The sequence below is a fragment of the Marinobacter sp. R17 genome (assembly GCF_003789045.1).
GTDB lineage: Bacteria > Pseudomonadota > Gammaproteobacteria > Pseudomonadales > Oleiphilaceae > Marinobacter_A > Marinobacter_A mangrovi.
Genome location: NZ_RHGZ01000014.1, coordinates 21,432 through 39,789, shown reverse-complemented (window position 1 = coordinate 39,789; position 18,358 = coordinate 21,432). Strand labels below are relative to the sequence as shown.

At 60.7% G+C, this 18,358-nt stretch carries 16 protein-coding genes; 6 read left to right on the top strand and 10 right to left on the bottom strand.

Annotation, left to right across the window (positions count from 1 at the left end; genetic code table 11):
* The first annotated feature begins 18 nt into the window (after positions 1 to 18).
* The 4 genes from EB809_RS11455 (at position 19) to EB809_RS11440 (ending at position 4,071) form a co-directional block, all read left to right on the top strand.
* Complete coding sequence (locus EB809_RS11455; protein ID WP_123634958.1) at positions 19 to 444, top strand: flagellar protein FlaG; 426 nt, start codon at positions 19 to 21, stop codon at positions 442 to 444.
* Between the two features lie 330 nt (positions 445 to 774).
* Positions 775 to 2,754: a flagellar filament capping protein FliD gene (fliD, locus tag EB809_RS11450; RefSeq protein ID WP_123634957.1), complete on the top strand. Its 1,980-nt coding sequence runs from the start codon at positions 775 to 777 to the stop codon at positions 2,752 to 2,754.
* Positions 2,755 to 2,787: 33 nt separating this feature from the next.
* Positions 2,788 to 3,189 (top strand): flagellar export chaperone FliS, encoded by a 402-nt coding sequence (fliS, locus tag EB809_RS11445; protein WP_123634956.1) that lies wholly within the window; start codon positions 2,788 to 2,790, stop codon positions 3,187 to 3,189.
* A 114-nt stretch (positions 3,190 to 3,303) separates the two neighbouring features.
* Positions 3,304 to 4,071 (top strand): substrate-binding periplasmic protein, encoded by a 768-nt coding sequence (locus EB809_RS11440; protein ID WP_123634955.1) that lies wholly within the window; start codon positions 3,304 to 3,306, stop codon positions 4,069 to 4,071.
* 3 nt (positions 4,072 to 4,074) lie between these two features.
* On the opposite strand, the gene EB809_RS11435 is transcribed toward EB809_RS11440, so the two are convergent.
* Positions 4,075 to 5,004, bottom strand: coding sequence for a histone deacetylase family protein (locus EB809_RS11435; RefSeq protein WP_123634954.1), 930 nt, complete (start codon positions 5,002 to 5,004; stop codon positions 4,075 to 4,077).
* 225 nt (positions 5,005 to 5,229) lie between these two features.
* Here EB809_RS11435 and EB809_RS11430 point away from each other — a divergent pair, with 225 nt between their 5' ends.
* Positions 5,230 to 7,965: a GNAT family N-acetyltransferase gene (locus tag EB809_RS11430; RefSeq protein WP_123634953.1), complete on the top strand. Its 2,736-nt coding sequence runs from the start codon at positions 5,230 to 5,232 to the stop codon at positions 7,963 to 7,965.
* Between the two features lie 262 nt (positions 7,966 to 8,227).
* Here the strand turns inward: EB809_RS11430 and rdgC are convergent, their stop codons facing one another.
* The 8 genes from rdgC to EB809_RS11390 all read right to left on the bottom strand — a co-directional run bounded on the left by rdgC (position 8,228) and on the right by EB809_RS11390 (position 14,229).
* Positions 8,228 to 9,166 (bottom strand): recombination-associated protein RdgC, encoded by a 939-nt coding sequence (gene rdgC / locus EB809_RS11425; protein WP_123634952.1) that lies wholly within the window; start codon positions 9,164 to 9,166, stop codon positions 8,228 to 8,230.
* A 158-nt stretch (positions 9,167 to 9,324) separates the two neighbouring features.
* A complete protein-coding gene (locus tag EB809_RS11420; protein WP_123634951.1) occupies positions 9,325 to 9,525 on the bottom strand; it encodes a DUF2788 domain-containing protein in 201 nt (66 codons plus the stop codon).
* Positions 9,526 to 9,534: 9 nt separating this feature from the next.
* Positions 9,535 to 10,308 (bottom strand): peroxide stress protein YaaA, encoded by a 774-nt coding sequence (yaaA, locus tag EB809_RS11415; RefSeq protein WP_123634950.1) that lies wholly within the window; start codon positions 10,306 to 10,308, stop codon positions 9,535 to 9,537.
* A gap of 102 nt (positions 10,309 to 10,410) precedes the next feature.
* Entirely contained in the window at positions 10,411 to 10,650 is a 240-nt protein-coding gene (locus EB809_RS11410; protein ID WP_123635026.1) for a glutaredoxin family protein, read from the bottom strand.
* Positions 10,651 to 10,678: 28 nt separating this feature from the next.
* A complete protein-coding gene (locus EB809_RS11405) occupies positions 10,679 to 11,422 on the bottom strand; it encodes a YciK family oxidoreductase (protein ID WP_123634949.1) in 744 nt (247 codons plus the stop codon).
* Positions 11,423 to 11,454: 32 nt separating this feature from the next.
* Entirely contained in the window at positions 11,455 to 12,135 is a 681-nt protein-coding gene (locus tag EB809_RS11400) for an HAD family hydrolase (protein WP_123634948.1), read from the bottom strand.
* Complete coding sequence (gene ubiG / locus EB809_RS11395; RefSeq protein ID WP_123634947.1) at positions 12,132 to 12,857, bottom strand: bifunctional 2-polyprenyl-6-hydroxyphenol methylase/3-demethylubiquinol 3-O-methyltransferase UbiG; 726 nt, start codon at positions 12,855 to 12,857, stop codon at positions 12,132 to 12,134. Before ubiG ends, EB809_RS11400 begins: the two co-directional genes overlap by 4 nt.
* 40 nt (positions 12,858 to 12,897) lie before the next feature.
* Positions 12,898 to 14,229 (bottom strand): TRZ/ATZ family hydrolase, encoded by a 1,332-nt coding sequence (locus EB809_RS11390; protein ID WP_123634946.1) that lies wholly within the window; start codon positions 14,227 to 14,229, stop codon positions 12,898 to 12,900.
* A 158-nt stretch (positions 14,230 to 14,387) separates the two neighbouring features.
* Here EB809_RS11390 and mtnA point away from each other — a divergent pair, with 158 nt between their 5' ends.
* Positions 14,388 to 15,461, top strand: coding sequence for an S-methyl-5-thioribose-1-phosphate isomerase (mtnA, locus tag EB809_RS11385; protein WP_123634945.1), 1,074 nt, complete (start codon positions 14,388 to 14,390; stop codon positions 15,459 to 15,461).
* A 49-nt stretch (positions 15,462 to 15,510) separates the two neighbouring features.
* Here the strand turns inward: mtnA and EB809_RS11380 are convergent, their stop codons facing one another.
* On the bottom strand, positions 15,511 to 18,330 hold the full coding sequence (locus EB809_RS11380; protein ID WP_223807922.1) for an insulinase family protein: 2,820 nt from the start codon (positions 18,328 to 18,330) through the stop codon (positions 15,511 to 15,513).
* Between the last annotated feature and the right edge of the window lie 28 nt (positions 18,331 to 18,358).

Genomic DNA, 18,358 nt, shown 5'->3' with positions numbered 1-18,358 from the left:
AGGATAGCGAGGTGAGCTATGACTGACGTAAACCTGAACAGCCCGGATTTGAAGCTGGTTCGCTCCAGTGAACAAGCTCCGGCTCGGGCGTCTGCGTCACCTCAGGCAGAAGGAAGCAAGCCTTCCGCTCGAGCCCAGGATACTTCCAACGTTGTGTCGCTTGACCAGTCGCAGCAGCCTACAAAAGTGCAGCGGATGGAAAAGCAGGAGGAAGCCCAGAGGGAATCTCTTGATCAAGCCGTTTCCCGCCTCAACGATTTTGTCCAGACGGTACAGCGAGACCTGCAGTTTGAGGTCGACAATGACTCCGGCAAGACGATCGTGCGCGTGGTGGATCAGCAAACGGAAAAAGTGATTCGGCAGATTCCGGATGATGTGGCTTTGAGGTTGGCCGAAAATTTGCAGCAGGATGAACCGCTGACGTTATTCAATATCGAAGTGTAGGCGCTTGCCGCCTCTCAATCCGGTCACGAGTAACGGAATTTCAGCACCGCCGCCTTCGCGAGAAGCCGGCGGTGTTCTGCGTTAAGGGCGCTTTGCTGAAGATCGTGAATAATCTGTGGCGTCAATAGGTTGGGGCGAGTGGGAACCACGAGAGCTGACCAAGAGTGCGACCAGAGGGCCAGACGGTCTATCCTGGTTATCGACGGTCCTGGATGCCGGGTCTCGGATACATGTTGTTACAAATTGGCGGTCGTAACTGGCAAAGTTTTGCCGCTTCTGGCCGATAAGCGTACAAATGGATAAGGCAGCCTTCTTGGGGAGGCGATCGATATGGCTAACATTTCTTCATTGGGGATTGGTTCCGGCGTACTGACGTCTGACCTGGTGGACCAACTGGTAGAAGCCGAGCAGAAGCCGACGGCAAACCGGTTGGACAGCAAGGAAAAGGAAACCGAGGCCCTGATATCCGCTTACGGGACACTGCGCAGCGCTATCACGGAACTGCGGCTGCCCATGCGCCAGCTGAGTTCGGTCGACAATCTGAAAGCCTTTTCCGCAACGTCATCCAGTGAGGATGTCGAAGTCTCTGTGGACAGCGCATCCGCCAGCCGCGGCAACTACACCATCCAGGTCGACAGTCTGGCGCAGGCCCAGTCTCTGGCATCCGGCACGTTCGAAGATAAGGACGGCACCGCTATCGGCACGGGTCGGATTAGCCTGAGTGTGGGCGGCGAAGTCAAAAACATCGATATCGACAGCTCGAACAACACTCTGCAGGGCATCGCCGATGCCATCAATGATGCGGATATTGGCGCCAGCGCTGGGGTGATCGATACGGGTAATGGCTATCGTCTGGTGTTGTCTTCAGATGAAACCGGCACCGACAACGCCATCCGTATTTCGGTCAACGATGGCGACGGCAACAACACCGACGGTTCCGGGCTGTCGCAGTTCGTCTTCAATGACACCACCCAGAACCTGACCGAGACCGTGGCCGCGCAAGATGCGGTCGTTCAGGTCAACGGCATTACCATCACTCGGTCCTCCAACACCATCGAAAACGTGGTCGACGGGCTTACGTTTGATGTGAAGGCGGAAGGTGCCACCTCAACGGTCAAGGTTACCCAGGACACCGGGGCCGTGGCCGATCGGGTTCAGTCTTTCGTCGACAAGTTCAACGCGCTGCAGCAAACCATTCAGGGGCTGGCCGGCTACAATGCCGAAACCCAGCAGGGCGGCCTGCTGTCCGGCGATGACACCGTTCGCAATATCCAGAATCAGCTGCGCAACATGCTGACGGGCGTCGTCCCCGGTCTCGAGGATGCCGGCGTACGCTCTCTTGCCGATGTGGGGATCACCACAGACTACAAGACCGGACAGCTGAGCTTTGATGCCAGCAAGTTCCAGACGCAGCTTGAGAAATACCCGGATGACGTTGCCGCTTTGTTCGGCGAACAGGGGCGGGCATCCGATTCCCAGGTGGAGTTCATCAGCAGCAACGTGAATACCGAGCCTGGTGAATACAGTATCAACGTGACCCAGGCGGCGACGCAGGGTGCACTGACGGGCGCAAACGCCGGCACGGGCTCCGTCACGATCGATGGCAACAATGACAACCTGTCGTTCAAGATTGACGGGTCCACCTCAGTCAGCATCCAGCTGACCGCAGGTACCTATACCCGCGACGAGCTGGCCGCTGAAATCCAGTCCCAGCTCAACAGCAGCGGCAGCCTGAGTGCGTCCGGCAAGAAAGTCCAGGTTGAGTTTGATTCGACCAGTGGCGCACTGAGCTTCAAATCCGGCGCTTATGGCAGCGATTCGAACGTCAGCATCACCTCGGTGGATACCAACAGTGCCGCAGACCTGGGGTTGTCCGTTGCCACGGGCACGGCCGGAAAAGATGTGGCCGGCACGATCAATGGTCAGCGGGCCACCGGTGAAGGGCAGATTCTCTACGTCGAGGGAACGTCCCAGGCGGCGGGCATGCAGGTGCGCATCACCGGCGATGCTACCGGCAATCGTGGAACCATTACCTACATTGAGGGACTGGGGGAGCGGACCGTCAATATGGTGACGGACATGCTCAGCGCCGATGGTGCGCTTGAAGCGCGTACCGATAGCCTGCAGGACACCCTGGATGATATCGCAGATGATCGCGAGCGACTGCAGACCCGCATCGACGCATACCGGGAGCGCCTGGTGTCGCAGTTCAGTGCGGCCGACTCCCTGATTTCGCAGCTCAACAGCACCAAAGACTACGTCACCCAGCAGCTGGCGGCTCTGGCTCCAAACAGCAATAATAACAACTAACCCGTTGTTACGAAGGCAATCAAGAGGTTGATTATGAACGGTTTACAGGCATATCAGCGGGTCAATACCCAGACCAGCATCACCGATGCCGACCCGCACAAATTGATTCAGCTGTTGTATAACGGCGCCCTGGAACGGATCAATATGGCCAAGGCGCGTATGCAGGCCAAGGATTACGAAGGTAAAGGTCGCCTGATCAGCAAAGCCATCGAGATTGTCGGTGGTCTGCGCAGCTTCCTGGACTTTGAAAAAGGCGGTGAGCTGGCGCGTCATCTGGAAGGGCTGTACGACTACATCGAGCGCACGCTGTTTGAGGCCAATCGCCAAAACGATGTCGCCAAACTGGATGAAGTGTCTGACTTGCTGCGTCAGGTCAAGGAAGGTTGGGACGGAATCCGCGAAGAGGTCATGTCTGACCAGCAGGCCGTCGGCTAACCGATAGCCGATGTTGTGCTGACAGCCGCGGGGCACCAATGGTCGAATAGGGGCTGATTGTCATAGCCGGTAAGCTGGTGCCAAGCTGGTTCGTTTGAGCGGTTGTCCTGCCACATGAAGCCCATTGTTCGGCATCCGGTTGCCGTAGTTCTGCTGACCTTTCTGGTGCTGGCTCTCGACGCGGCCCACGCCAAAGAGCCCCACAGGGGGGACGATTACCCGGAACCTGCCATTTTTGTCATTCCCGAAGTCTGGCCCTGGGGTTATGAAGGTCGTTATGGCCAGCCGGACGGCACGTTGGTGGCTTTTGCTCATCGTCTTGTTGCCGTCGCCAACCTCCCGATCACCTATGAATTAAGGCCACATCGTCGCGCCATCAGCGAATTACTGGAAGGCACTGCGGATTTTGTGGTGCTGTTTGAAAGCCCGGCTCTGGATACAGCCGCGATCAACCTCGGCACGGTTGTGACCACGCAGGTGATGCTGACCGCGCTTGCGGACAGCGACTTTGAACTTTCTCTTGATGGATTGGCGGGCAAACCGGTCGCGTTCGTTAACGGTACCTATTACGGTGAGGTCTTCGAGCAGGCGAAGACAATCCAAAAGTTTCCGGTGCGGGACATTTTTCAGGCTATTGAGATGCTGAAGCTGGGGCGTGTCAGCGCCATCCTGTGCAGTGATCAGGCCCTCTATCACACCATGCGATCCCTCGAACTTTCATGGAATCAGTTTCGCACTGCCGTGTTTCGCAAAGGGCAGCGGGGCATCCTGTACATGTCGAAAAAAGCACGCTACCCGCAACTGCGAGAACCTATTCAGGCTGCCCTGCGGCAGCTTGAACGGGACGGCGACCTCGCCGATATCTTCCAGTTATCACACTGACGATCAGTCTTCGATCGCCACCAGGCCTTCCAGGTGAGCCGTGACGCCCTCGGCGAGCGCTTTCAGGTGATATCCCCCTTCGAGCGTCGACACGACACGGTTATCCGAGTAATCCCGGGCAATCGACGTAATCAGGTCGGTCAGCCAGCGGTAGTCCGCGGCTTCCAGTTGCAGTTCGGCCAACGGGTCCGACTTGTGAGCATCGAATCCAGCGGAAACCAGCACCAGTTGCGGTTTGAATTCTTCCAGGCGATGCAGCCAGGCTTCTTCGACGATTCGTCGATAGTCTGTGCCGGACGTGCCAGCGGCAATCGGCGTATTGATGATGTTTTCCGGCAACCGGTAGACATGGGAGTGAGGATAGAAGGGATGCTGGAAGCTTGAGCACATGAGCACCCGCTCATCGCCCTGGACGATATCGACCGTGCCGTTGCCCTGATGCACGTCGAAGTCGATGATTGCAACACGCTCCAGGCCGTGGAAATTCAGGGCGTGCCGGGCGGCCAGGGCGATGTTGTTGTAGAAACAGAAGCCCATCGATTTACCGCGCTCGGCGTGGTGACCCGGCGGACGTGCCGCGACAAAGGCATTGGTGGCCTGGCCAGACAGCACCATATCAACCGCCTCCACATTGGCGCCGGCGGCCAGGCGCGCGGCGCGCAGCGTGTGAGGCATCATCGCCGTATCGGGGTCGGTGAACACGCGACCCCGGGTGGGCTGCATCATGTCCAACTGACTGAGGTAGGTTTCCGGATGGACCTGCAGGAGCTGGTCCCGGGTAATTTCCTCGGGCCGCACCCAGTCCAGTTGCTGCTCCAGCTCGGTATCCGCCAGATAACTGATGATGGCATTGAGCCGTTCCGGTGACTCGGGGTGCTCCGGCCCCATGTCATGCTTCAGGAAGTCGTCGTGGTAGAAGAACGCAGTTGTCATTATTGGTCCCGTATTACCGGTGCGCTGTGGCATCTCTTTTTGCCATGGTATCAGGGATGGCAGGGTCTCGCTTTGCTTCTTTGGTGGGTTTTTATACCGTCCTCGCGGTGCCGGATAGGTGCGACAACAAGTCGTTTCAAATGGCAAAAGTTTCGTTTTTAAATCCACCCCGGACCGCCTAACATGAGAGGCAGATTGGAGTACGGCTGACGCGGGGGCGACGACTTGAGCACACGGTATCTGGAAAGTCTGTTCAATCCGGAATCGATTGTGATTGCCGGTGCATCGGAGCGGGCGGAAAACCTGGGCGGGATGGTGCTGCGGAACCTGATGGCCGGTGGTTTTCCGGGCCAGTTGCTGGTGATCAACCGCAACGAGTACCAGAACGTCCACGGCGTGCCCTGTGTGCCGAAAGTGTCGCGCATGCCCATGAAGCCGGATCTGGCGATCGTCTGTACGCCGCCGGACACGGTGCCCAAGATGATCCGTCAGCTGGGTGAGGCCGGCGTCCGCACGGCGATTGTGATGACCGGTGGGATGTCCCGGGCCCACAGCAAGACCGGTCAGCCGCTGATGTACTCGGTCCGCGATGCGGCGCGCGAGGCTGGTATTCGGGTGCTCGGACCGAACACGATCGGTCTGATGGTCCCGTTCCGCAGCCTGAACGCCACCTACGCCCATATGGGGGCGATTCCAGGTAAGGTCGCCTTTGTGGGGCAGTCGGGCACCGTGGCCAGCTCCATCATCGACTGGGCGTTTGCCCGGGGCGTGGGCTTCTCGCACTTCCTGACCCTGGGTGATGGCATGGACATCGGTCACGACGACCTGATCGATTACCTCGCACAGGACACCCGCTGCCGTGCCATCCTCCTGCACATTGAAAGCATTCCCAACCCTCGACGGTTTATCTCGGCGGTTCGAGTTGCCTCCCGCACCAAGCCGGTCATCGCTGTAAAGAGCGGACGGGTGCCGGAATCCGAGTGGATGCCGGTGCAACGTCCGGTGGGTGTGACCCGAACGGACCCGATCTATGATGCCGTCCTGCGCCGCGCCGGTGTGTTGCGGGTGGACGGTCTCAGCCAGATGTTCGATGCCCTGGAAACTCTGACCCGCATGCGCCCGGTGCGCCGGGAAGAGCTGGTGATCATGGCCAACGGGGTCGGACCGGGCGTATTGGCGGTGGATCGGCTGGCGGGGCTCGATGGCGATTTGGCCACCCTGTCGAACGAAACCGTCGAGTCGCTGGCGAAACACCTGCCGTCCTACTGGACCCGCAAGAACCCCATCGACCTGAACTACGATGCGTCGCCGGAACTCTACGCCGAGGCGATCCGGATCCTGGCCAAGGATCCCAACGTCAGCAACGTGCTGGTGATGTACGCCCCGAGTCTGACGGAAGACAGTCTGCAGATTGCCGATGCGGTGGTTCAGGCCAGCAAGGGTACCCGCTTGAACATCTTCACCTGCTGGCTGGGCCAGAGTACGGTACTGGAGGCGCGGGACGAGTTCTATCGGGCCGGCATCCCGTCGTTCTTCTCGCCGGAAAAAGCCGTTAACGCCTTCATGCAGCATGTTCATCATCAGCGGGTCCAGCGGCTGCTGCGGGAAACGCCGGAATCCTTTACCGATCACTTCGCCGACAGCTCCGTGGCTCGCAAGTTGGTCATGAAAGCGCACCGTTCCGGGCGCAATCACCTGTCCAACAGCGAGGCGAGGGCGGTCATCCGCGACTACGGGATCCGCGCGGTGGATACGGTCTACTGCGATGATGTGGAAGGTGTGGTGGAGAGTTTCCAGGTCGAACGCCGCCCTATTGACGTCACTCTGATCCACGAGCGCGGCTGTCACCCGTTCATGGAAGAGCAGACCGGTCGCGGGCGCTACAAATCGACGATTCAGGGGCTCAATAGTGAGTCGGCGATCATCGAATCCTGTCAGGTCCTGATGGACGAGTACCGAGCGCACTTCCCGCGCAGTGGTTTCCTCGGATTTGCCGTGCAGCGCACCTACCAGCACCTGGGCGGTATCGCCTTCAGCGTGGGCATTACCCGGGATCCGGTGTTCGGCCCATTGGTGGTTTGTGGTGCAGCCGGCGCCAGCGTCAACGTGATGACCGATCGCCAGATCGCACTGCCTCCCCTGAACATGGTGCTGGCCAAAGAGCTGCTGCGGCGAACCTATATGTACCGCCTGCTGCGCGAATACAGCCTGCAGCCGGAAGAGGACATCCGGGCGATCTGCGAGACCCTGGTGACCCTGTCCCAGATCGTGATCGATATTCCGCACATCCGCGGGCTGGAAATCCTGCCCTTGTTATTTGATCGCAACGGTGCCGTGGCGGTGGACGTGGCCATCGACCTGGCTGAAGAGCCGGGGCGTCCGATTATCCAGCCTTATCCGCGGGAACTGGAAGAGTGGGTGGTTTTGCCAAAATCCGGGCGTAAGGTGATCGTGCGGCCGGTACTGGCTGAGGACGAGCCCGCGCATCTGGAATTCCATCATCACCAGTCCCCGGAATCGATCCGCTATCGGTTTTTCCAGTACCGCAAGCATTTCTCCCACGAAGACGTGGCCCAGATGGTCCAGATCGACTATGACCGTGAAATGGTGTTTATCGCCAACGCCGAACGGGAGGATGGCAACGGCGAGGAAACCCTGGGCACCGTGCGCGTCTGGACCGACGCCGACAACCTCCAGTGCGAGTTCGCCGTCATGGTCCGGGACGACATGAAAGGCGAGGGCCTGGGCTACATCCTCATGCGCAAGATGATCGACTACTGCCGCGCCCGCGGCACCGTGGAAATGATCGGCAACGTCTTGCCGGACAACCACCCCATGCTCAACCTGGCGCGCCATCTCGGCTTCGAGATCACCTACAACATGGAAGAAGACGTCATGGACCTGCGCCTGCCGCTCAATGAGCCGGAAACGGATTGGCAAAGGGAGCGTTTGCGGGGGTAGGGCGATAAACGCCCGAATTGGCCGGAGAGCCCCGTAGGTTGGGCTGACGCAGGAAGCCCAACAATCCGGGTTTTCGGCCAATCTCTTACAACGCAGTGGGTGCCAAACCGGTTTTTGAGCCCCCATGTACCAAGCCGGCCTGCGATAACGGGAATGTCCGGTGCCCGGTCATTGTTGGGCTTCCTGCGTCAGCCCAACCTACGATAACGCTCCTGCTCGACCAGACCGAGGGGGCACATGAAGGCTTTGCGTTTAACCGGAATTACGCCGCTTCTTCCTCATCCACGATCGCCGAACGATCCTCACCGCCCAGCGCTTCCAGCAATGCCGGAATCAGGCGCGCCAGTTCCAGTGTCATCAGCGTAAACGCAGCATCGAATTTGGCGGCGGCGTCATCGGCGTCCACGTCGTCCAGTTTTTCCTGGAAGGTGTCACCGAACTTGAGGCGGCGCAGGGCCAGCTCCTCGTCCAGTACAAAGGTCAGGCTGTCTTCCCAACTGAGGGACAGCTTGGTCACCTGCATGCCGGCGTTGAGATGGTTGCGGATTTCGTCACCCAGCAGGTCCAGGCCCTTGCAGCGGACCACGCCACCGTCTTCGCTGGTGTCCTTGAGTTCGCACTCGTTACCCAGCGAGAAGGTTGAAGGCAGGTCGATGGTTTCGCTCAGCCAGCCGGAGAAGGTGAAGGTCGGCGCCTGTTCCAGCGCGGGCGGGCGGATCGGCAGGGAGCCGATGCACTTACGCAGGGTGGTGGCGATTTCCTCGGCCTGCTTGTCGGACCCGGCGTCGACAATCATGAAGCCGTCCTGTGGTGCCAGGTAGGCAAACGTGCGCTTGGACTTGGTAAAGGCCCGCGGCAGCATTTCCTGGGTCAACTGCTCCTTGATCTCGTCCTTTTCCTTGCGCGGGACCTTACGCATCTGCTCCGCTTCGATCATCTCGACCCGCTCCGTCACGGCTTCCTTGAGCACCGCGGCGGGCAGTACACGCTCTTCCTTGCGCAGGGCAATCAGGTGATAGCCGTTGGCGCTGTGCACCAGTTGCTGGCCGTGGCGACCCAGCGGCGGGACCCAACCCTGACGGAAAGACTCCTGCGGACCACAGGGTTTAAAGGCGGATTCACCCAACTGACGTTCCAGCTCTTCGGCGGACACGGTGAACGGTTTGGTGAATCGGTAGATACGGGCATTACGAAACCACATTCAGATGTTTCCCTGAGTTGAATGGTTGTTGGAACGTGATGGGCCGGAGGGACGGCTCCGGCAAAAGATATGTGCGCATTGAAGCACAAAGCGACCGCAAAGGTCAGTGTCGAAATTGCGGACGGTAGAGCGCCGTTTGGACAAAGGGTTGAGAGGACTCAGAAATCCATCGTTTCAACCAGGATCGTCTTAATGACGAAGCCCACAACGCCGGCGCCCAGCACCACGAACAGAATCGCGGTGCCGAAGCGTCCGGCTTTGGAGCGTTTGGCCAGGTCCCAGACGATGAAGCCCATGTAGGCGATCAAGGCCGTCAACAGGACATAGAGGGCGATCTCGGAAAACAGGGCTTCGTTCATGGATGTTGATCAGGCCGGTTCGTCCCGCAGGAAGACCCAGTTGTCGCCGCTGGATTGCTCTTCGCTGAAGTAATAGCCCGCCGAGTCGAATTGCTTGAGGGCCTCCGGATCGTTGATGCGGTTCTTGATGGCGTAGGCGCACATCAGCCCGCGGGCTTTCTTGGCGTAGAAGCTGATCATCTTGTACTGGCCGTTCTTCCAGTCCTTGAACTGCGGCGTGATGATGCGACCGTCCAGTTCCTTCTTCTTGACGCTCTTGAAATACTCGTTGGACGCGAGGTTGATCAGCACCTGACCTTCGTCCGCCAGTTCGTCGTTGAGCGCCATGGTCAGCTTGTTGCCCCAGAAGGCATACAGATCCTTGCCGCGTTTGTTCTCGAACTTGGTGCCCATCTCCAACCGGTACGGCTGCATCAGGTCCAGCGGACGCAGGATGCCGTACAGCCCGGACAGAATGCGCAGGTGATCCTGGGCAAAGTCGAAATCCCGGTCGTCGAACGACGGCGCGTCCAGGCCGGTGTAAACATCGCCGTTGAACGCCAGGACGGCCGGTCGGGCATTGTCTGGCGAAAATGGCGTATGCCACTGTTGATAGCGCTCGGCATTCAGCTGCCCCAGCTTGTCGCTGATGCCCATCAGGTTGCTGACCTGATGCGGCTCCAGCGTCTTGAGCTGGTCGATCAGTTCGCAGGCGTCGTCCAGGAAAGCCGGCTGGGTATACTTCTGCGTCGCCAGGGGGCTCTCGTAATCCAGGTTCTTGGCCGGGGAAATGACCATCAGCATGATTGGATCCTCGCTCTCGAATAGGGGCTATCGAAATAGTCGATAATAATAAATTATAAAATGCTGATTATTAAATTGAGTTTGGCTATCTCACGCATCGGTTCAGACTTTGTCCAGAAACGCCATCAGGTCGTCCCGGGTAAACGGCCAGTCCAGTTCGCGGCCGTTGTCCGCACGCCGCAATACGGGAATGCGCTCGCCATAGCGGGCGACCAGTTCCGTGGATTGGGCGATGTCCACCACATCCACGGGAATCGGCGGATCCATGGGCGTTTGTACGAGCAGCGTCTCGGCCAGTTCACAAAGTTGGCAGTTGTCGGTGATGTAGAACACCAACTGCATGGGATGAAGCGCGTCCTGGCTCATGGGGTTACCGCGCGTCGAGCTGCTGGCCGGTCACGCCATGGCTGTCCGGCCCCATCAGGTAGAGGAACATCGGCATGATGTCTTCCGGCGTCTGGTTACTGTCCGGATTTTCGGCCGGGTAGGCGTGGGCCCGCATGTTGGTGCGAGTGGCGCCGGGGTTGAGGCTGTTCACCCGCACATTGTGGCGTTCGTCGTCGAGTTCGTCGGCCAGCAGTTGGCTCAGTCCTTCCAATGCAAACTTGGACACCGAATAGGCGCCCCAGTAGGCCCGCGCCTTGCGCCCCACACTGGAGGAGACGAAAACAATGGAGGCATCGTCGGATTTGCGCATGGCCGGAATCAGGGCGCGGGACAGCAGAAAGGGCGCCGTGACGTTCACCCGCATGACTTGCTCCCAGATTTCCGGATCGTAGTGTTCAATCGGCGTGCGCTGGCCCAACAGGCCGGCGTTGTGCAGGATGCCGTCCACTTGGCCAAAGGATTCCTCGATGGTCATGGCCATCTCCTCGTAATCCTTCACCGCCGCGCCTTCCAGGTTCATGGGGACAATGGCCGGTTGCGGGTGGCCGGCGGCTTCGATCTCGTCATAGACCGATTCCAGCTTGCTGATGGTGCGGCCCAGCAGGATAACGGTCGCCCCGTGGGCGGCGTAGGTCTTGGCGGCGCATCGGCCGATGCCGTCACCAGCGCCGGTGACCAGGATAATGCGACCTTTCAGCAGGTCGGCAGGTGCCTTGTAATCTTGCATGGTCTGCGCTCCTTGATCCGGGCCTGATTCCCTCAGGCTTCCTTTCCAGTGTACCGGTTCTGCAGCATGGCCAGCAGTTGCCCGGCGGAATCGATGACAAAATCCGCCTGCCAGCCTGGGATTTCGCCAGGGTGGCGGATATAGCCATAGCGGGCGGCCACCGTGGTCATGCCGGCCCGGCGCCCGGCCTCGATATCGCGCACATGGTCACCGACATAGAGGCAGTCGGCGGCCGGGATGTGCAGCAGTTCACTGGCCAGGAACAGGGACTCGGGGTGGGGCTTGCGCTGATCCACGTCGTCCGGGCAGACAAGGGCGTCGCAGCGGTCGTGAAGATCCAGCGCGTGAAGCAGCGGGACGCTGAAGCGGCGCGGTTTGTTGGTAACGATGCCCCAGGCAATGCGGTTTTCTTCCAGCCAGGTCAGCAAGTCGGCCATACCGGGAAACAGTTTGGTTTCCACGGCGATCTCGCTTTCATAGAGATCGAGGAATTCGCTGTGCCGATCGAAATAGTCCTCATCTTCGGGGGTCAACCCAAAGCCCACGTGAATCATGGCCCGGGCGCCGTCGGACACCGCTTCGCGGATTTCGGGCTCGGGCAGGTGGGGCAGCTTGTGGCGTTCGCGCACGGCGTTCAGGCAGCGAATGAAATCCGGCGCTGTGTCGATCAGTGTCCCATCCAGATCAAACAGGACGGCGCGCGGTCGCTTCACGCCGGCTCGCTCCTGTCTTCCAGCTTGGCGTGCATCAGGTAGTTGACGTCCACGTCACGGCCCAGCTTGTAGATCTTGGTGATCGGATTGAAGGTCATGCCGGTCAGATCCTTCACCTCGAAGCCGGCGTGGCGCAGGAAGTCGGACATTTCCGAGGGCCGGATGAACTTGCGCCACTCGTGCGTTCCTTTGGGCAGCATGTTGAGCACGTATTCCGCGCCCACAATGGCAAACAGGAACGACTTGGGATTGCGGTTGATGGTGGAGACGAACAGGTCACCGCCCGGACGCAGCAGCTTGGCACAGGCCTGGATAATCGAGGCCGGTTCCGGCACGTGTTCCAGCATTTCCAGGCAGGTGATGGCGTCGTACTGGCCGATGTGCGCCGGATCCTCTGCCAGGGTTTCGATGGGAATCTGCTGGTAGTCCACTTCGATCCCGGATTCGAGACCATGCAGGCGGGCGACGGAGAGCGGTGCCTCACCCATGTCGATCCCGGTGACGTGCGCACCGCGCTGGGCCATGCCTTCACTGAGCAGGCCGCCGCCGCAGCCCACGTCCAGCACTTTGCGGCCGGGTAGGGGCGCGCGCTCATCGATGTAGTTCAGGCGCAGCGGGTTGATGTCGTGCAGCGGCTTGAACTCGCTGTTGGGATCCCACCAGCGGCTGGCCAGTGCCTCAAACTTGGCAATCTCGTTGCGGTCTACGTTGTTACCACTCATTCGTGTCTTTCCTGTGAGAAAACAATAACGAGTCAGGGGATCAGCCCTGGCGAATGCGTTGTGCCCAATGGTCGACCCGCAGCATCAGGTCCGGCACGTCGATGCGCGTCAGGATGCCGTCCTGCACCTGAGGTACGCCGCCGATCCAGCTGTGGCTCAGTTGGCGGCCATGGCGGCTATAGATGAGGTGTGAGGCCGGGTCGTATATCGGCTGGTTGAACGGATCGCTCAGGTCGATGGCGATCACATCCGCCAGTTTGCCGGCTTCCAGCGAGCCGATGTCCTGTTCCCGGCCCAGCGCCCGGGCGCCATTGATGGTGGCCATGGCCAGCGCATCGTGGGCGGACAGGGCCGCGGCGTCCTCGGCCACGGCCTTGGCCAGCAGCGCGGCCGTGCTGACTTCGCCGAACAGATCCAGGTCGTTGTTGCTGGCGGCGCCGTCGGTGCCGATGGCCACGTTCACGCCCGCTTTCTGCAGCTTGTCCACCGGGCAGAAGCCGCTGGCCAGTTTCAGGTTGGATTCCGGGCAATGCACCACGTGGGCGCCGCTCTCCGCCATTAATGTCAGGTCGCTGCCGTCCACCTGCGTCATGTGAACGCACTGGGTGCTGGAGGACAGCAGGCCCAGATCCGCCAGGCGCTGGGTCGGGCGTGTGCCGGATTTCTCGAGGGCGTCGGCGACTTCGAACGCGGTTTCGTGCAGATGGATCTGGATGGCCGCCTGCTTGTCCGCGGCCAGGCTGACAATGTCCTTCAGCGGGCCGTCGGAGACGGTGTAGGGCGCATGGGGCCCGATGGCGATCCGGGTATGACTGTGATCGCCCCACTGGTCAATCAGGTCCGCGCCTTTTTTCAGATAGGTGTCCGGGCCATCGCCCCAGGCCGTGGGAAAATCGAGGACCGGGAAGCAGATCTGGCTGCGAATGCCCACGTCGGTCGACACCTGGGCGGCGACCTCCGGAAAGAAGTACATGTCCGAGAAACAGGTGGTGCCGGTGCGCAGCATTTCCGCAATCGCCAGTCGCGTGCCGTCGGCAATGAAGTCGTCGCTGATGAACTTGGCTTCGGCGGGCCAGATGTGGTCGTTCAGCCAGGTCATCAGCGGCATGTCATCGGCCAGCCCGCGCATCAACGACATGGCGGCGTGCCCGTGGGCATTGACCAGCCCCGGCAACAGCACATGGTCGTTGAGATCGAGGGCTTCCCGGGCGTGAAAGCGACGGTCGGCTTCGTCCTGCGGCACGATGGCTTCAATACGCCCGCCCTGGATCAGCAGGGCGTGATGGTTGAGGACCGTGCCGGCGGGAACCACCGGGATAATCCAGCGTGCGTTGATGCGGGTATCGACAGCGGTAATGGTGTCTGCGGTCATGCCTGTCCTGGTTGGGTTTCCATGGAATGTCGGCGCGGGCCGGTATGCTCGCCAGTATAGCGACGTCCGCCCGGTGGAACCAGCAATCCGGGTGCTTCGGGCGGCCCTGAAGCGTTATAATCCGGGCCAGTAAGCCCTCAATTTCAGGACGCTTTTTCATGACTGACAATACCCCACAGACGCCCGGCCCGGACAGCCTTGGCACCCTGGCCATTCTCTGGCACGGCGACCACCTGGCGTTGCTCGACCAGCGCCTGCTGCCAGACCAGGAAATCTGGCTGACCTACCAGGACCCCCACGGTGTTGCCGATGCCATCCGGGACATGGTGGTTCGTGGCGCACCGGCCATTGGGATCAGCGCGGCCTACGGCGTGGTGCTGGCGGCGATCCAGGCGCGGGTGAAGGACGACTGGAAAGGCGCGATTGGCGAGGCGATCGATGTCCTGGCCGCCTCCCGGCCCACCGCCGTCAACCTGTTCTGGGCGCTGGAGCGGATGAAGACCCGGCTGCAGGCCTGCCAGGCACCGGATGAAGCGATTGCCAGCCTGACCGGCGAAGCCGAGGCCATCCACGCCGAGGATGTGGCCGCCAACCGGCTGATGGGGCGCCACGCGCTGTCCATTATGGAAGAGTCGCCGTTTGCCGTGTTGACCCACTGCAACACCGGCGCGCTGGCCACCGGTGGCTACGGCACGGCACTGGGGGTGGTGCGCAGCCTCTGGCACGCGGATCGGCTCACGCGGGTTTACGCCGACGAGACCCGGCCCTGGTTACAGGGAAGCCGCCTGACGGCCTGGGAGCTGCAACAGGAAGGCATTCCCGTCACGTTGAATGCCGACAGCGCCGCCGCCCAGATCCTGCGCCAGGGGGAGGTTCGCTGGGTGATCGTCGGGGCGGACCGGATTACCGCCAACGGCGACGTCGCCAACAAGATCGGCACCTACAGCCTGGCGATCCTGGCGCGCCATCACGGGGTGCGCTTTATGGTGGTGGCGCCTTCCAGCACGGTGGACATGGCGCTGCATTCCGGCGCGGACATTCCCATTGAAGAGCGGGACGGTACCGAAGTCCGGTCCGTGCGTGGTGTGTCGATTGCGCCGGGAAAGGTGCCGGTCTACAACCCGGTCTTCGATGTGACGCCGGCGGAACTGATTGACGCCATCGTGACGGAGAAAGGGGTCATCGAGAAGCCGGATGCGGAACGAATGACGGCGATGTTCGGCAGCCGCTAAAGGACGTGTTACCAGCCCGGCCTTACCGCCGGGCTGGTCGAGAGGGCTTTCAGTAAACGAACGGCGCGCTGCGCAGCTGGGCGAGGGCGCTGTCATCGGCCTTTTTCTCAGCGCCGGTGGACACGCGCAGACTGTGCAGTCGTGGTTCGATGGTCTGGCGGTAGGTCTTGAGCACGTCGTCGAGGGTGACGTTGCGGATGGCCTTGGCCAGTTGCTCACGGCTGTCGAAATCGAACTCGCCCCGGTCGATCTCCTGCCAGTAACGCTCGGATACCTCGCTCAAACGACGATCCTGCGCCAGCAGCTGGCTCAGGACGGCCTGTTTTTCCCGCTCCAGGTCGGCCTTGTTCAAGTCGGCGAGCGTCTTGTCGAAACCTTTCAGGAAATCGCTGACCGCCTGGTCGATGGCGGCGGCGCTGGCCTTGGGCGACTGGATCATGAAGCCCAGGGCCGGGACCTCCAGCATCTCGAAGGACGACGCGGAGACGATGTAGCCCAACTGCTGCTGGGTGCGCAGGCTCTCATAGAAGGGGGCGCCGATAATCTGCGCCAGAACGCTGAAGCGGGCACGCTCGTCGAAATCCGTCGAGTCGCCCTGCAGATACAGCGCATAGCCGGTGTCCGGGTGGTCGACCTGCAGGTTCACCGACAGCTCACCCTTGGGCAGCTGACGAACGCCGCTGCGGGGTACGTCGTCGATGGTGCTGTCGCTGAACAGAATGGCGTTGGCCTGACGCTGCAGGTTCATGGCCGCGGCTTCGGTCAGGTTGCCGTGGGCCAGCATCACCGGATCCACTTCCGCCAGGAACTGACGGGCGAATTCGCGCAGGTCGGAAAGTGTGACCGCATTGGCCGCAGCCAGCTTGTCATCCACCGACCAGGCGCCTTCGATCAGGGCACTCTGCAGCTTCATCGCCGCCTGCTGGACCGGCTTGCTCTTCTTCTGGTTGCGCAGGTCATCGATCAGCTGTTCCCGGTTGATCTGGAAACGCTGGGCGTCGATGTCCGGATGCGCCACCTGGTTCATGATGCGACGCAGCAGCACGTGCAGCTTGTCGTCGTAGCCGCTTACGCGCAGGGTGATGCCCCGCAGGTGGTTGTAGACGGCGTAATCCAGGCCGGCAAGCTGGGCCGGGTAGGCGTACGCGTTCAGGTTGTCCTTGATGCTGTCCACCAAAAGGCTGGTCAGCACCTGACCACGCGCGGAATCCCGGGTCAGGGGCGAGCGCAGGCTCAAATACACATCGGCCTTGGGCGCGCCGAAGCGCTTGTCACGCGCGTACCAGACCTTTGGCGCACCCGAGCCGGAAAGGGCAATGGGGTGGTCCATGGTTTTGCCATCCACCATGGCAAAATGCTCCGGGATGAACGGGTTGGGGGCCGGCAAACCGAGCTGGGCGACCAGATCCTTGGGCGCGTCGTCCAGATCCGCGGCGTTGAACGACTGCACCTGGTAGGGCGTGCTGTACCACGTTGTTTTGGGCGCATCGTCCGGCAAGGCCTTCGGCGTCATCAGGGAGATCAGCGCGTTGTCCGGCGTCAGTCGCTTGAGCACGTCCCGGTATTTCTCGGGCGTGTAGTCCTGCATCATGTAGGGCGCCTGCAGCACGTCTTTCGGCGCTACGCGCTGGAGCTGCATGGCCAGCGAGCTGACCTTGTGGATCGGCGACGACTTCTCCTGGAAGCGGAAGCCAATGTCCGAGAGCTGCCGCAGTTCGTCGTAGTAGGTCTTCTGGATGCCGTCCTTGCGGATCTTGTCGATGTAGTCGAATGTCAGCGCAACCACCGTTTTCCAGTTGTCCGCCCCTTTCGGCGTCAGCGACATGCTGATGTTGAAGCTGGTCTGGTGGCCGTCATCCTGGCCCTGCCCGGCGGAAAGGCTGTCGGCCAGTCCGGCGTTCTTCAGCACATTCAGCAAGCTGCCCTGGCCCTCATGGCCGATCAGGTTGGCGACATAGCCCGCCGGTTTGTCCGCGTAGTCTTCTTCCATCGACGGCATCGGGAAAGAGAGATCCAGCTGGCGCACGTCTTTCAGGGACTGGACCTGCATAAAGGCCGGCAGGAAGCCCGGTTTGAACAACGGAGCGCTGTAATCAGTCTTTTCCAGGTGGCGGTTTTCGATCGCTGAGAAACGCGGGCGAACCATCTTTTCCAGGTTATCCAGGGACTGTTTGCCGTAGACCACCAGGGTCATCAGGTTGGCGGAGTAGTGGGTCTTCCAGAAATTCACCAGATCTTCCCGGACCGGGTCATTCGGGCGATCGGCCAGGGTGTCCAGGCTGCCGACGGCAAACCGGCTGGAGGGGTGTTCCGGATTGTAGATGGCTTTCTCCGCCGAGAAATAGCGGCGTCCGTCGTCTTTCAGTTTGGACGAATACTCGGAATTCACGGCGTGCTTTTCACGTTCCACCAGATCGGCGGTAAACAGCGGCGCGGAGAACTGCTGGGCAAAACGGTCCAGCGCCGGCTCCAGCGAATCGGCCTGGATGTCGAAAAAGAAGTTGGTGTCCCGGAACGCCGTGAACGCGTTGTGGCTGCCGCCGTGGCTGGTGATGAACTGCTGGTATTCGCCCGGTTTGGGGTATTTCTGGGTGCCCAGAAAGAGCATGTGCTCCAGGAAGTGGGCGAGTCCCTGGCGATTTTCCGGGTCATTGCCGCTGCCCACGGCCACGTTCATGGCGGCCGCTCCCTTGTCCGCATCCGGATCGGAAATCAGGAGCACTTGCAGGCCGTTATCCAGCTCCAGGTAGCGGTATTGGCTGTCGTCATTGGGGCTCTTGATCGGCGTCGTCGCGGCGAGCGCCAGGTGGGGCAGGGTGACAAACAGCAGGAGGACCAGTAAACGAAACGGGGACCTGTGGCCGATCAACACAACACTCCTTTTCCCAAGTTCAAAA

Excerpts from the sequence above, each read along its gene's own strand:
- EB809_RS11455 (WP_123634958.1), top strand. The coding sequence starts at position 19 with ATGACTGACGTAAACCTGAACAGCCCGGATTTGAAGCTGGTTCGCTCC.
- fliD (WP_123634957.1), top strand. The coding sequence starts at position 775 with ATGGCTAACATTTCTTCATTGGGGATTGGTTCCGGCGTACTGACGTCT.
- fliS (WP_123634956.1), top strand. The coding sequence starts at position 2,788 with ATGAACGGTTTACAGGCATATCAGCGGGTCAATACCCAGACCAGCATC.
- EB809_RS11440 (WP_123634955.1), top strand. The coding sequence starts at position 3,304 with ATGAAGCCCATTGTTCGGCATCCGGTTGCCGTAGTTCTGCTGACCTTT.
- EB809_RS11435 (WP_123634954.1), bottom strand. The coding sequence starts at position 5,004 with ATGACAACTGCGTTCTTCTACCACGACGACTTCCTGAAGCATGACATG.
- rdgC (WP_123634952.1), bottom strand. The coding sequence starts at position 9,166 with ATGTGGTTTCGTAATGCCCGTATCTACCGATTCACCAAACCGTTCACC.
- EB809_RS11420 (WP_123634951.1), bottom strand. The coding sequence starts at position 9,525 with ATGAACGAAGCCCTGTTTTCCGAGATCGCCCTCTATGTCCTGTTGACG.
- yaaA (WP_123634950.1), bottom strand. The coding sequence starts at position 10,308 with ATGCTGATGGTCATTTCCCCGGCCAAGAACCTGGATTACGAGAGCCCC.
- EB809_RS11410 (WP_123635026.1), bottom strand. The coding sequence starts at position 10,650 with ATGCAGTTGGTGTTCTACATCACCGACAACTGCCAACTTTGTGAACTG.
- EB809_RS11405 (WP_123634949.1), bottom strand. The coding sequence starts at position 11,422 with ATGCAAGATTACAAGGCACCTGCCGACCTGCTGAAAGGTCGCATTATC.
- ubiG (WP_123634947.1), bottom strand. The coding sequence starts at position 12,857 with ATGAGTGGTAACAACGTAGACCGCAACGAGATTGCCAAGTTTGAGGCA.
- EB809_RS11390 (WP_123634946.1), bottom strand. The coding sequence starts at position 14,229 with ATGACCGCAGACACCATTACCGCTGTCGATACCCGCATCAACGCACGC.
- mtnA (WP_123634945.1), top strand. The coding sequence starts at position 14,388 with ATGACTGACAATACCCCACAGACGCCCGGCCCGGACAGCCTTGGCACC.